Annotated in this window: 10 protein-coding genes and 1 pseudogene; 5 read left to right on the top strand and 6 right to left on the bottom strand. The window is 70.3% G+C overall.

Going from position 1 to position 13,017, the window contains the following annotated elements:
- Positions 1–13 precede the first annotated feature (13 nt).
- The 3 genes from JS278_RS13815 to allB are packed head-to-tail and all read right to left on the bottom strand — an operon-like array spanning position 14 to position 3,914.
- Positions 14–1,360, bottom strand: coding sequence for an allantoate amidohydrolase (locus JS278_RS13815; protein ID WP_220149983.1), 1,347 nt, complete (start codon positions 1,358–1,360; stop codon positions 14–16).
- The gene (locus tag JS278_RS13810; RefSeq protein WP_114045696.1) at positions 1,357–2,580 is read right to left on the bottom strand and encodes a pyridoxal-phosphate-dependent aminotransferase family protein; all 1,224 of its coding nucleotides are present in this window, start codon (positions 2,578–2,580) and stop codon (positions 1,357–1,359) included. Before JS278_RS13810 ends, JS278_RS13815 begins: the two co-directional genes overlap by 4 nt.
- Positions 2,581–2,594: 14 nt before the next feature.
- Complete coding sequence (gene allB / locus JS278_RS13805) at positions 2,595–3,914, bottom strand: allantoinase AllB (protein ID WP_114045695.1); 1,320 nt, start codon at positions 3,912–3,914, stop codon at positions 2,595–2,597.
- Between the two features lie 455 nt (positions 3,915–4,369).
- On the opposite strand from allB, the gene JS278_RS13800 reads away from it, so the two are divergent.
- Together JS278_RS13800 and JS278_RS13795 are read left to right on the top strand one after the other, a co-directional pair.
- Complete coding sequence (locus tag JS278_RS13800; protein WP_245935121.1) at positions 4,370–5,953, top strand: NCS1 family nucleobase:cation symporter-1; 1,584 nt, start codon at positions 4,370–4,372, stop codon at positions 5,951–5,953.
- Positions 5,954–5,957: 4 nt separating this feature from the next.
- The gene (locus JS278_RS13795) at positions 5,958–6,683 is read left to right on the top strand and encodes an aspartate/glutamate racemase family protein (RefSeq protein ID WP_114045694.1); all 726 of its coding nucleotides are present in this window, start codon (positions 5,958–5,960) and stop codon (positions 6,681–6,683) included.
- 71 nt (positions 6,684–6,754) lie between these two features.
- On the opposite strand, the gene JS278_RS13790 is transcribed toward JS278_RS13795, so the two are convergent.
- Positions 6,755–7,432 carry a heavy metal-binding domain-containing protein gene (locus JS278_RS13790; protein WP_114045693.1) on the bottom strand — a complete coding sequence of 226 codons (678 nt, stop codon included), beginning with the start codon at positions 7,430–7,432 and terminating at the stop codon, positions 6,755–6,757.
- An 89-nt stretch (positions 7,433–7,521) separates the two neighbouring features.
- On the opposite strand from JS278_RS13790, the gene lysS reads away from it, so the two are divergent.
- A complete protein-coding gene (gene lysS / locus JS278_RS13785; protein ID WP_342767039.1) occupies positions 7,522–9,018 on the top strand; it encodes a lysine--tRNA ligase in 1,497 nt (498 codons plus the stop codon).
- Positions 9,019–9,083: 65 nt separating this feature from the next.
- Here the strand turns inward: lysS and JS278_RS13780 are convergent.
- A pseudogene (locus JS278_RS13780) lies at positions 9,084–9,320 on the bottom strand (cell division protein CrgA); the annotation flags it as partial.
- A gap of 274 nt (positions 9,321–9,594) precedes the next feature.
- Between JS278_RS13780 and JS278_RS13775 the strand changes: the two are divergent.
- A complete protein-coding gene (locus JS278_RS13775) occupies positions 9,595–10,341 on the top strand; it encodes a DUF881 domain-containing protein (RefSeq protein ID WP_114045691.1) in 747 nt (248 codons plus the stop codon).
- Positions 10,342–10,358: 17 nt separating this feature from the next.
- Entirely contained in the window at positions 10,359–11,006 is a 648-nt protein-coding gene (locus JS278_RS13770; RefSeq protein WP_114045690.1) for an anthranilate synthase component II, read from the top strand.
- A 161-nt stretch (positions 11,007–11,167) separates the two neighbouring features.
- Here the strand turns inward: JS278_RS13770 and pknB are convergent, their stop codons facing one another.
- Positions 11,168–12,997 carry a Stk1 family PASTA domain-containing Ser/Thr kinase gene (gene pknB, locus JS278_RS13765; RefSeq protein ID WP_342767024.1) on the bottom strand — a complete coding sequence of 610 codons (1,830 nt, stop codon included), beginning with the start codon at positions 12,995–12,997 and terminating at the stop codon, positions 11,168–11,170.
- Between the last annotated feature and the right edge of the window lie 20 nt (positions 12,998–13,017).

Below are 13,017 nucleotides of genomic sequence, written 5' to 3'. Positions count from 1 at the left end.
AAATCTCGCCTCCTCAGGCCTCGTACCTCTCGGCCAGCGCCAGGATCGCCGCCTCATAGGCGTTCAGCGCCACCGCGACATCGGACTCCAGCACCGACTCGTCGGGGGCGTGGCTGATCCCGTCGTGACAGCGGATGAACATCATCGCGATGTCGCACATGTCGGCGACGGCCATGGCGTCGTGGCCGGCCCGCGACCAGATCCGCATCGGCTCGGCGCCGGCTCCGGTGGCGGTCCGGATACCGGAGGCGACGGCGTCCATCAGGGGCGGAGCGCAGGAGACCGACCGCGCCTCGTGGAACTGCTCGACGCCCAGGTCCAGCCCGCGCCGGGTGCAGATCTCCTTCATCGTCGCGGCGATCTCCTCCCACGCGGCGTCGCGCTTCTCATCGGTCTCGGCCCGCAGATCGAGGCTGAACACGGCCCGTCCGGGCACGACGTTGACCCCGCCGGGCTCCACGTGGAGCCTTCCGACGGTGGCGATGACGTCGCGCTCCCTGCCGATCCGCTCGATCGCCACCACGGCCTCGGAGGCCCCGACCAGGGCGTCGCGGCGTCGCGGATAGGGGGTTCCGCCGGCATGGCGGGCCTCCCCTGTGACAGTGATCTCGAGGCGCCGGGCCCCGGCGATGGAGGTGACGACGCCCAGCGGACGGCCGGCGGCCTCCAACTCCGGGCCCTGCTCGATATGGGCCTCCAGATAGCCGACGACGCCGCGCGGGCCGGCATCGGCACTGGGCCCGGGCTCCGCGGCGACGCGCGCCGCATCACCGACCCGCGCCGGATCCAGTCCGAAGTCGGTGAAGGCCCGACGCAGCGAGACCCCGTCGGCGTCGCGCAGACTCCACAGGTCGTCGGTCCAGGTGCCGGCCAGCGCCCGGGAGCACAGCAGGGTGGCGCCGAAGCGGACCCCCTCCTCCTCGGCGAAGGCGTAGGTCTCCAGGGCGAAGGGGAGATGACGTCCCGACTCTGCGATCCGCCTGGCGACCTCGATGGCCAGCAGGACGCCGAGCGGCCCGTCGTAGCGCCCGGCGTCGGGGACGGTGTCGAGATGGGAGCCGAGGATCAGCGCCGGCAACCCGGGGCGCTCACCCTCCAACCGCCCGACCCGCGCCCCGGAGGCGTCCTGCCAGGTGGTCAGCCCGGCCTCGCGCATCCAGCCGGCGGCCAGGGCGTCCACCTCGGCGTGCTCGGGGCTCAGGTAGGTCCGTTCGATGCCGCCCTCCATGGCGGAGTGGCGCGCCAGTTCGTCGGCCCGCTCCATGATTCGCCGGGCGGCCGTCATATCGCGCTGGACGTCGGCGCGTGCGGCCCGGCCGCTCTGCGGCCCCGATCCGTTCAGCGTGGTTCCTGCGATCATGACTCCTGCTCCTGGTAGTGGTTCATCGCGGCCTCGACGCCGCCGGAGGCCGGGGTGGGGTGGCCGAACCGGCGTAGTTCGGCCTCCAGCGCGGCCAGGGTGGCCAGGACGGCGTCGCGGCGGGCGTTGTATCCCATCACTCCGACCCGCCACACCACCCCGGCCAGGGGCCCGAAGGAGGTGCCGATCTCCACCGCGAAGTCCTCCAGCAGGGCGGCGCGCAGCCGGTCTCCGTCGACGTCGTCGGGGATCTTCACCCCGATGACGTTGTTCATCCGGTGGGTCTGGTCGCCGAAGAGCTCCAGCCCCAGGCCCTCCAGCCCGGCGGCCATCGCTGCGCCGTGCAGCCGATGCCGTGCGACCGTCCCGGCGATGCCCTCGTCGGCGATGATGCGGGCGCACTCGCGGGCGGCGTAGAGCATCGGCCCGGACTCGGTGTGGTGGTTGAGGCGCTCGGGGCCCCAGTAGTCCATCAGCATCGCCAGATCCAGGTAGTTCGAGCGGATCCGCTCCCCGGGACCGTCAGCCCCCTCGCTGATCCCGGCCTCCACGTGACGCCGCGAGTAGATCACCTCGCGGGCCCGCTCGGAGATGGTGATGGGAGCCGACCCCGACGGCCCGGCCAGGCACTTCTGCAGCCCGGCTGAGACGACGTCGAGCTCCCACTCGTCGACCAGCAGGGCGTTGCCGGCCACCGACGCCGTGGCGTCGACGTAGCACAGCGCGCCGTAGCGGTGGCACAGCTGCCCCAGCCCCTCCAGCGGCTGGTTCATGGTGGTGGCGGTGTCGCCCTGGACGGTGGCGAACAGCGCCGGACGGTGGGTACGCAGCCCCTCTTCGATCTCGTCGAGGGTGAAGACGGTGCCCCAGGGCCGCTCGATGGTGATCACCTGTGCCCCGGCCCGCTCGGCGATCTCTTCGAGCAGCAGCCCGAAGCGTCCCATCACGGCCACCAGGACCTTCTGCCCGGGCGACAGCAGGGACACCAGGGCGGCCTCGATGGCGGCCCGGGAGGTGCCGTCGACCAGGAGGGTCTGCTCGTTGGCGGTGGAGAAGACCGACCGGTACAGCCCCATGGTCTCGTTCATGGTCGCCGTCATCCACGGGTCGAACTGGCCGGTGAGGGCCGAGGCGGTGGCGCGGGCGACGCGGGGGTCGGCGTTGATCGGCCCGGGCCCCATGAGGAGCCGGGTCGGGGGGTTCAGCTGGTCGAGTGTCATCTCTCTCCTGGGATTCACGCGCGGAAGATCTCGCGGCCGTTCGGCTCGGGCTCCTGGCCGAGGAGTGCTCCCCGGAGCCGGACATCGGTGACGGTGCCGCCGAAGGTGTGCCCGTGCCACGCCGAGACGGGGTTGCGGTGTTTCAGCGCGGCGGCGTCGACGGTCTGGGGGCGGGCCGACCAGACGGCCAGGTCGGCGTCGTGGCCGACGGCGATGCCGCCCTTGGCGGGCACGCCCATGATCCGGGCCGGTCCCTCGGACATCCATTCGACGACCTTCTCCAGGCCGACGCCGTGGGCCGGCGCGGCGTCCAGCATGGCGGTGTAGCCCACCTGGACGCCGGCCACCCCGCCCCAGGCCGCCGACAGATCGCCGCCGGAGGCGTACTTGTTGGCGCGGGTGGTGGGGGAGTGGTCGGTGACGACGATGTCGATGAGGCCCTCGGCCAGGCCCTGCCACAGGGCCTCCTGGTTGCCGCGGTCGCGGATCGGCGGGCAGCACTTGTACTCCGGGGTGGCGTCGGGGATGGTCTCGGCGGCCAGGCACAGGTAGTGCGGGCAGGTCTCGACGGTCAGCGGCAGCCCCTCGGCCTTCGCGGCGGCCACCAGCTCCAGGCCGCGGGCGCTGGAGAGGTGGAGCAGGTGGACCCGGCATCCGGTCTCGCGCATGGTGTCGATGACCAGGGCGATGGCCTTCAGTTCGGCCTCGTCGGGTCTGCTGGCCAGGAAGTCCCGGTAGGCGGTCGAGTGGGGCGAGGTGGCGGCGTCGATGGTGCCGGCGTCCTCGGCGTGGACGATGAGCAGCCCGCCGAAGCCGGCGATCTCGGTCATCGCGGCCCGCAACTGGACGGCGTCGAGGGGTTCGAACTCGTCGACCCCACTGGGCAGGGTGAAGCATTTGAAGCCGAAGACGCCGGCCTCCCACAGCTCCTCGAGGTGTCCGAGGTTCTGGGGGACGGCGCCTCCCCAGTAGCCCAGATCCACCGACAGCTTCCCGGCGGCGGCCTCGCGCTTGGCGGCCAGGGCGTCGGGGGTGGTGGTCGGAGGGATCGAGTTCAGCGGCATGTCGAGCACGGTGGTGACGCCGCCCGCCGCGGCGGCGCGGGTGCCGGTGGCGAAGCCCTCCCACTGCGTGCGGCCGGGCTCGTTGAGGTGGACGTGGGTGTCGACCGCCCCGGGCAGCAGGATGTCGGCCGGATGGATGAGGACGTCGGCGCCGGGGGTCTGGTGGTCGTCAACGGCGGTGACGACGCCGTCGACGACGGTGAGGGTGGCCGGACCGACGCGCCCGTCGTGGACGGCGGCCGGGGCCGAGACCGTGAAGCTGTCTGCCATGGGATCCTCCGGGGTGGAGAGCTGAGCTTGATCTGAAACCTACAGGGCCAGTGTGAAATTCATGTTTCATCAGTCGCCTGGGGGGCTGCCTCTCGGGTGGGGAAGCTGCTCCCAACACGCCGTCACGCGTCCCTGACGGGCGCCACGACGGCGTGTTGGGAGCGGAATCCTCCCCGCGCACGGTGCTCGACCCCGCCGTCCTGCTCCGCGCTGAAACGCAACTGAAACCAAAATGCCCAGATCTGACACCCGTATGAAACATCGGTTTGGAAACCTCATCGTCAAGAAACGCGCGTTTCGCACCAGTCGGAGGTCGATCCCCCGGTCCGGCGGCCTGACGGTTCCGGTAGGAGGCGATCCGCAACGACCGTCGTCACCGTCCGCATCCGTCTCATGTCCGGCGCTGCGCCCGCCACCCGTCCCGATTCCGGCAATCATGATCCCTGGAGGTTCCCATGGCGACTACAGAACTCGAAGGCGGCGGGTCCTCGACGGGCTCGGCCACCACCGCCGCGACCGACGTCCATGTCGGCCCCGGTTACCACACCAGCCTGTACAACGACGACCTGGCCCCGCTGGTCAACAAGAAGTGGAACTGGTACAACGTCTTCGCCTTCTGGATGTCGGACGTCCACTCGGTCGGCGGATATGTCACCGCCGGCAGCCTCTTCGCCTTCGGGCTGGCCAGCTGGCAGGTCTTCGTCTGCCTCATCATCGGCATCGTCATCGTGATGCTGCTGGCCAACCTGGTGGCCAGGCCCTCCCAGAAGGCCGGCGCCCCCTTCCCGGTGATCGCCCGGGCCTCCTTCGGCGTCCGCGGGGCCAACGTCCCTGCCGTGCTTCGAGGCATCATCGCAGTGGCCTGGTACGGCATCCAGACCTACCTCGCCTCCGACGCCCTGGTCGTCGTCGCCCTCAAGCTGTGGCCCGGGCTGGTGCCCTGGGCCGACGCCGCCCAGCACGGCCTCGCCGGCCTGTCGACCGTCGGGTGGGGAGCCTTCATCGTGCTGTGGATCGGCCAGGCCCTCGTCTTCTGGAACGGCATGAACGCCATTCGCAGATTCATCGACTGGGCCGGCCCCGCCGTCTACGTCGTGATGATCGTGCTGACCGTCTACCTGGTCGCCAAGGCCGGGATGAGCCACATCGATCTCACCCTCGGCTCCGTCAAGTACTCCGGCTGGCAGGCCGTCGGCCAGATGGTCATCGCCACCTCCATCGTGGTGGCCTACTTCTCCGGACCGCTGCTCAACTTCGGAGACATCTCCCGCTACGGGCGCACCATGGGCGACGTCAGGCGCGGCAACTTCTGGGGGCTGCCCGTCAACTTCACCTTCTTCTCGATCCTCACCGTGGTCTGCGCCGCCGCCACCATCCCGGTCTACGGGCAGCTCATCACAGATCCCATCGAGACCGTCAGCAAGATCGACAACACCTTCGCCATCGTGCTGGGGGCCATGACCTTCGCCATCGCGACCGTGGGCATCAACATCGTCGCGAACTTCATCAGCCCCGCCTTCGACTTCTCCCACGTCGCCCCGCAGAAGATCTCCTGGCGCGCCGGCGGCATGATCGCCGCCGTCGGCTCGGTGCTCATCACCCCCTGGAACCTGTACTCCAGCGACGAGGTGATCCACTACACCCTCGACGTGCTGGCCAGCTTCACCGGCCCGCTCTTCGGCATCCTGGTCGCCGACTACTACCTGGTGCGCCACCAGCACATCGTCACCGACGACCTCTACACGATGAACCCGGACGGCCGCTACCACTACCGCAAGGGCGTCAACCCCACCGCGGTGTGGGCCACCGTCGTGGGCGGCGTCGTGGCGCTGAGCATTGTGCTCATCCCCGTCGAGCCCTTCAAGACCTTGGCGAACTTCTCCTGGTTCATCGGGGCGGCGGTCGGCGCGGCGGCCTACTTCCTCATGTCCAAGGGGCTGCGGGAGAAGTACCGGACCGACGCCGAGGCGAACGGTCACCTCGCCGGTCCCGGGACGGCGCCTGCCGGCGGCGTGGAAGCCCGATCCGTGGAAGCCTGAGCCCATGAGACTCCGGGTCATCAACCCCAACACCACCGCCGCCATGACGGCCACCATCGAAGCTTCCGCGATCGCCGCCGCGGCGCCGGGGACCATCATCGAGGCCGTCACTCCCGCCATGGGGCCGGCCAGCATCGAGGGTCACTACGACGAGGCGCTGGCCGTTCCCGGGGTGCTCACCGAGGTGGCGCGCGGGGTCGCCGACGAGGTCGACGGCTTCGTGCTGGCATGCTTCGGGGATCCGGGCATGGACGCCGCCCGGGAGCTGGCCCAGGGGCGCCCGGTGATCGGGATCGCCCAGGCGGCGATGCACCTGGCGGTGCTGGCCGCTCGCGGCTTCGCCGTCGTGACGACCCTCTCGCGCACCGCCGGGAGGGCCTGGGACCTGGCCAGGGCCTACGGCTTCGCGGACCGCTGCCGGGAGGTGCTGGCCTGCGAGGTGCCGGTCCTGGCGGTGGATTCCGCCGAGGACATGGTCGCCGGTCTGGCCCGTGAGGCGCTCACCCACGAGGGCGTCGAGGCGATCGTGCTCGGCTGTGCCGGAATGGCCGAGATGGCGTCCCGGGTGAGCGCTGAGACCGGGGCGCCGGTGATCGACGGCGTGGGGGCCGCCGTCGGGCTGGTGGAGGCCATGGTGCGCAACGGCGTGGGCGCCTGCTCCCGTGGGGAGTACGCCGCGCCGCTGCCCAAGAGATACATCGGCCTGCTGGAGCCCTTCACCGTCTCCTGAGGCGCCGAGCCCTCGAAGCACTGTCGAGTTGATGCTGGTCATTTCGCATCAACTCGACAGTGCTTCAGGCGTCAGGCCTCCTCGGCGAGTTTGACCGCCGTCCCGTAGGCGCAGATCTCAGACGCCCCGTCGCTGATCGCCGAGGTGTCGAATCGCAGTCCCAGTACGGCGTCCGCGCCGGCCCGCAGAGCCAGGGTGACCATCGCATCCACGGCGTCCTGCCTGGTCAGCATGAGGATCTCCGACAGGTCGGCGCGCGGTTCCAGCTCCCGTGAACGGGTCACGCAGCCCTCCACCGACCCGAGGACCGCGGCGATCCGCCGGCCCGGGAAGTCCGCCAGAGTGAGCACCGGGATGTCATGGCGGGGGAAGGACGCCGTCACCGCGGGCGGCTCGGGCATCCTCACCGGCGGCACCGGGGCCGGCGGGGCGACCTGCCTCTCCTCGGGGGAGGGGCCCTGGGCCGAGCGCGACGACTGGGACTGCTGACTGTGCTGGGTCGGCGGCTGCACCGGTGGCTGAGGGGGCAGCTGTCCGGGCTGGGGCACCGGCGGGGTCGGATATCCGGCGCTGGAGTACCGGTTCGGCCACGGACCCTGGGGCGGATACTGCACCGGATAGCCGGGCGGCGGGCCCTGCGGCGGTTGCTGGGACTGGCCCTGGGGAGGCTGACCCTGGGGAGGCTGCTGGCCCTGCCTGGGCGGCTGCCACCCGGGCTGCGGCTGTGAGGGAGGCAGGGATGAGCTCATGGGCTCATCGTATCGAGGCCGGATAGGCTGTGACGGTGAGTGACGAGCAGAATCCCGCGCAGACTTCCCAGGCGTCGACGGCCCCCGACATGTCCGAACAGATGAAGGTCCGGCTGGACAAGCGGGCACGGATCCTCGACGACGGCGGGCAGGCCTACCCGGTCGACCTGAGGCGCGACCACACCCTCTCGCAGATCCGCTCCCAGTACACCGGCGCCGACGGCGAACCCGTCCTCGCCGACGGCGAGGAGACCGACGACGTCGTGGCCATCGGCGGACGCGTCGTCTTCGTCCGCAACACCGGCAGACTGTGCTTCGCGACCCTTCAGGACGGCTTCACCGACGCCTCCGACGGCGAGCGCCTCCAGGTGATGCTGTCGAAGGCCGAGGTCGGGGCCGACGCCCTGGCCGCGTGGAAGGCCGACGTCGACCTGGGCGATTTCGTCTGGGTGAAGGGCCGCGTCGTCCGATCCCGCCGCGGCGAGCTGTCCGTGATGGCCGCCGAGTGGCGAATGGCGTCGAAGGCTCTGCGGCCCCTGCCGAACCTTCACACCGACCTGTCGGAGGAGGCCCGGGTGCGGCGCCGCTACGCCGACCTGGTGGTCCGCGAGGAGTCCCGTCAGATGGTGCGCACCCGCGCCGCGATCACCCGGGCGATCCGCACCTCCCTGGAGAATGACGGCTTCCTCGAGGTGGAGACGCCGACCCTCCAGCTGGTACACGGCGGCGCGGCGGCACGGCCCTTCAACACCCACCTCAACGCCTTCGGCATCGACATGAGCCTGAGGATCGCCCTGGAGCTCTACCTCAAGCGGGCCATGGTCGGCGGCGTCGACCGGGTCTACGAGATGGGACGGGTGTTCCGCAACGAGGGCATCGACTCCACCCACTCGGCCGAGTTCTCCATGCTCGAGGCCTACATGAGCTGGGGCGATCAGTTCACCATCGCCGGGGTGATCAAGCAGATCATCATGGAGACCGCCGACGCCGTGGGAATGCACCGGATCACCACCGACGCCGGGGTCATCGACCTGGACGGCGAGTGGACGTGGGTCAAGGTGTATCCGGGCCTCTCGGAGGCCCTCGGCGAGGAGATCACCCTCGACACCCCCGTGGGGCGGCTCCGGGAGATCGCCGATGCCAGGCAGATCCCGGTTGACGACGGCTGGAGCGCCGGCAAGATCGTCATGGAGCTGTTCGGCGAGCTCGTCGAGCCCACCCTGATGCAGCCCACCTTCGTGTGCGACTACCCGGCCATCGCCCAGCCGCTGGCCCGCCCCCACCGCGACGACCCGCGGATGGTCGAGGCCTGGGACCTCATCATCGGCGGCATGGAGCGGGGCACCGGCTTCTCCGAGCTGGTCGATCCGGTGATCCAGCGCCGGGTGCTCACCGAGCAGTCCCTGGCTGCGGCCGCGGGCGATCCGGAGGCCATGCAGCTCGACGAGGACTTCCTGGAGGCCCTGGAGTTCGGCTGTCCCCCGATGGGTGGCCTGGGCCTGGGCGTCGACCGCCTGGTGATGCTCTTCACCAACGCGGGAATCCGCGAGACCATCCTCTTCCCGCTGCTGAAGCCAAGCCTGTAAGAGTGGGGACCCCTCTACGTCGCTTCGCTCCTGCCACCTCGGGCGGCGCTTCTTCCGGGCGGACGCTACTTCCAGAGGGTGGCGATCGCGAAGGCGGCGGCCATGGCCCCCATCCCGATGAGGATGTTCCAGTCTCCGAGGGCCAGCATGAACGGGATCTGCGCCCCGGCGATGTAGTAGACCACCAGCCACAGCACCCCGAGGACGCCGACCGGGATGAAGACCCACGGCACCCAGGACCGGTCCATCGTGAGACGGCGCCGACGCTCCTCGGCGGCCTCCTCCTTCGCCGCGGCGGCCTTGCCCTCGGGGGACTCGGCCTCGGCCTTCCTGGCCTCCTCGGCCTCCTTCTCGGCGGCCGCCTTCTTCACACTGGGTGCCTTCCTGGAGTTCTTGTTCTGTCCCTTCTTGGCGGACTTGCGAACCTTGGACTCGGGCACGATGACTACTCCTGGCGCTGACGTGACGGAACCTCGACGCGGGTGCGACCCGGCCGGACGTACCCGGGTAGCCTAGTTGACGCCGCCCAACCGATGCATTCCGGCCGGGCACCGAACAACGCCTCGGGGGGTGAGGATGGCCAACGACGAGGACCGGTCGTCCCCGCGGCACGCGAGACGCCGATTCGGCCGCGGGCGGATGGCGACCTCCGGCGTCTTGGTGCTCGCCGGATTCATGGTGGCCTCGGCCGCCACCACCTCCGGCGGCCGGGATCTGCGCCCCGATCAGGACAAGGACCTCGCCACCGTCGTCCGTGGACAGGCCGATCACAACGCCGGACAGGCCGCCAAGATCGCCAGGCTCCGGGCTGACGTCGACCGCCTCGCCGCCTCCCGCAACACCGGCACCGGCTCCTCCTCGCGATCATTCGAGTCCGCGGCCCCGAGAGCCGGCATGGAGGCCGTGAGAGGCCCCGCGGTCCGCGTCACCCTCGACGACGCCCCCCTCGACGTCAACCCCGGCGGGGTCGATCAGAACATGCTCGTGGTCCACCAGCAGGACATCCAGATGGTGGTCAACGTGATGTGGTCGGCGGGTGCGGAGGCGATGACCATCCAGGGCCAGCGGGTCACCTCGCTGACCGGGGTGAAATGCGTCGGCAACACCGTCGTCCTGCACGGCGTGCCCTACGCCCCGCCCTACCGGATCGAGGCCATCGGCGACGTCGACGCCATCCATCGGGCCCTGGACTCCAACGAGTCGGTGAAGATCTACAAGGAGTACGCCACTGCCTACCGTCTGGGCTGGAAGGTTCAGGACGCCGGCCGGGTCACCATGCCCGCGTACCAGGGGCCGGTGCCCAGCGAGGCGACGCCCAGTTGACCTCTAGAATTCCGGGCATGTCAGAGCGCCGGATCCTCGTCATCGACAATTACGACTCGTTCGTGTGGAATATCGTCTCCTACCTGGGACAGATCGGTGCCCGGGTCGATGTCTGGCGCAATGACGACCCGCGCTTCGACTCCGAGTCCTGGGCCGAGAGCTACGACGGCATCCTGCTCTCCCCGGGCCCCGGGCGCCCCGAGGACGCCGGGGTCTGCATCGACGTGCTGCGCAACCACTGCGGCACCGTCCCGATCTTCGGCGTCTGCCTGGGCATGCAGGCCATGGCCGTGGCCTGGGGAGGAACCGTCTCGCGGGCCCCCGAGCAGCTCCACGGGAAGGTCTCGCAGGTCGTCCACAACGGCACCGGAGTCTTCGAGGGGCTCCCCTCACCCCTGACCGTGACCCGCTACCACTCCCTGGCCGCCGACCCTGACACCCTTCCGGACTGCCTGGAGATCACCGCCACCGCGGATTCCGCGGCTGGGCCCGTCATCATGGGGCTGCGGCACAAGGAGCTGCCCGTCGAGGCGGTCCAGTTCCACCCCGAGTCGGTGCTCAGCGAGCACGGCCATCAGATGCTGGCCCACTGGCTGGCAGACTGCGGCGACGCCGGGGCACCGGGGCGCGCCGTCTCCATGACACCGCTCATGACGGCGTCCTGACACCCTGCGGGCAGTACGTCCTGGCACCCTGCGGGCAGTACATCCTGGGACCCCGTCGGGTCCGTCACTCTCCGGGAACCGGTCCGGCCCCACCCCGCCCGACGGCAGCCCTCAGGTCAGCGACCTGAGGGCCACCACGGCGGCGGGGTGATGGTGGGCCTTCAAGGAGTCGAGCCGCTGGTGGGCTTGTCGCCGCCCCCGGTATCGCCACCGGTGTTCGTCGGGCCACCGGTCGGTGTGTCGTTGCCGTCGCCACCGCCGTCTCCCCCGCCATCGCCGCCGTCTCCCCCGCCATTGCCGCCGGTCGGTTGGGGTGCCGGCACCGTCTTGGTCTGGGTGGGCTGGGGCGCCGGCGCGGTCGCCACGGTCAGCGTCACCGACGTCCCCTCGTCCACCTCGGAGCCTTCGCTGGGGCTCACCCCGGTGACGGTCCCGGCGTCCGAGGAGGACGACTCCTCGTACTTCACGGCGATATCCCCCGAGGAGAACCCGGCCGCGGTGAGGGCCTTCTTGGCGGTCGATTCGCTCATCCCCTCCAGCCCGGTCGGGACCGTCAGCTTCTTCGGCCCCTGATTCACGGTGATCGTGACGGTGCTGCCCGAGGCGACCGACTTGCCGTCAGCGGGATCCTGGCCGATGACCTGTCCGGCGGTGTCGTCGTCCTTCCGGACGGTCGTCACCTTCGTCTTGAGTCCGGCGTTGGTGAGCGTGGAGGTGGCGCCCCCCTGACTCATCCCGGTCACCGCCGGGACCTTGACCATCTTCACGGACGGCGTCGGGGTGGAGCCGGATCCGGCGCCGAAGACCTGGTAGAGGCCCACGCCTCCGACCCCCAGGGCGAGCACCACCAGCACCACCACGAGAATGATCGGCCAGCGCTTGCGCTTCTTGGCCGGTTCCTTCCCGTCGCCGGACTCCAGCTCGCCCTCACCGGGAACCACCGGCGTCATACCGGAGGTGGCCGTGCTGTATCCGGTGTTGCCGTAGCCGGCGGTGTTGCCGGTCGCGTATCCGGCCGATTCCGGCGAGACCGGAGTGCCGCCGACCGCCGTCCCGGTGATCGCCGCGGGGGAGATCACCTGGGTGGCCGCGGTGGACTCGGCATCGCCGGCGGCTCCGGTCACCAGCGGTGCGAGCGGCGGCTGGCCGGCCAGCACCCGGGCGATGTCGTCGTGCATCTCCTTGGCCGTCTGGTACCGGTCGGACGGCGCCTTGGCCAGGGCCTTGAGGGTGATGGCGTCCATCGCCGGGGTGATCTCGGGATCCAGGCTCGACGGCGGGGCCGGGATCTCCCGGACGTGCTGGTAGGCCACCGAGACCGGGGAGTCGCCCAGGAAGGGCGGGCGCCCCACCAGCAGCTCGTAGAGCAGGCAGCCGGTGGCGTAGATGTCGGCGCGGTTGTCGACCACCTCGCCGCGGGCCTGCTCGGGGGACAGGTACTGGGCGGTGCCGATCACCGCGGCCGTCTGGGTCATCGTCGCCGACGTGTCGGAGACCGCCCGGGCGATGCCGAAATCCATCACCTTGACCTGGCCGGTCTCGGTGAGCATCACATTGGCCGGCTTGATATCGCGGTGCACGATCCCGGCGGCGTGGGAGTAGCTCAGCGCATCCAGCACGCCCTGGGTGAACTCGAGGGCCCGCGCGGGCAGGATCTTGCGGTCGTCGCGCAGCACGTCGCGCAGGGTGTGGCCCTGCACCAGCTCCATGACGATGTAGGGCACCGACAGCCCGGAGTTCGGGTCGGGGCCCTCGCCGGTGTCGTAGACGGACACGATATTGGGGTGGTTCAGCCCGGCGGCCGACTGCGCCTCCCGCTGGAAGCGCGCCTGGAAGGTCTCGTCGGAGGCCAGATCGGCGCGCAGCCGCTTGATGGCGACGTCGCGTCCCAGCCGGTGATCGCGCGCCTTCCACACCTCGGCCATGCCGCCACGGCCGATCACATTCAGCAGCTCGTAGCGCCCGCCCAGCCAACTTCCGGCTTCGCTCATCGCGGGTCTCCTTCGTCAAC

Source organism: Acidipropionibacterium virtanenii, assembly GCF_003325455.1.
In the GTDB taxonomy this organism is placed as follows: domain Bacteria; phylum Actinomycetota; class Actinomycetes; order Propionibacteriales; family Propionibacteriaceae; genus Acidipropionibacterium; species Acidipropionibacterium virtanenii.
The sequence above is the reverse complement of the archived record's forward strand: the minus strand, read 5'-3'. Positions and strand labels throughout refer to the sequence as shown.

Coding starts and splice junctions, on each gene's coding strand:
- JS278_RS13815 (WP_220149983.1), bottom strand. CDS start 1,360: ATGATCGCAGGAACCACGCTGAACGGATCGGGGCCGCAGAGCGGCCGG.
- JS278_RS13810 (WP_114045696.1), bottom strand. CDS start 2,580: ATGACACTCGACCAGCTGAACCCCCCGACCCGGCTCCTCATGGGGCCC.
- allB (WP_114045695.1), bottom strand. CDS start 3,914: ATGGCAGACAGCTTCACGGTCTCGGCCCCGGCCGCCGTCCACGACGGG.
- JS278_RS13800 (WP_245935121.1), top strand. CDS start 4,370: ATGGCGACTACAGAACTCGAAGGCGGCGGGTCCTCGACGGGCTCGGCC.
- JS278_RS13795 (WP_114045694.1), top strand. CDS start 5,958: ATGAGACTCCGGGTCATCAACCCCAACACCACCGCCGCCATGACGGCC.
- JS278_RS13790 (WP_114045693.1), bottom strand. CDS start 7,432: ATGAGCTCATCCCTGCCTCCCTCACAGCCGCAGCCCGGGTGGCAGCCG.
- lysS (WP_342767039.1), top strand. CDS start 7,522: ATGTCCGAACAGATGAAGGTCCGGCTGGACAAGCGGGCACGGATCCTC.
- JS278_RS13775 (WP_114045691.1), top strand. CDS start 9,595: ATGGCCAACGACGAGGACCGGTCGTCCCCGCGGCACGCGAGACGCCGA.
- JS278_RS13770 (WP_114045690.1), top strand. CDS start 10,359: ATGTCAGAGCGCCGGATCCTCGTCATCGACAATTACGACTCGTTCGTG.
- pknB (WP_342767024.1), bottom strand. CDS start 12,997: ATGAGCGAAGCCGGAAGTTGGCTGGGCGGGCGCTACGAGCTGCTGAAT.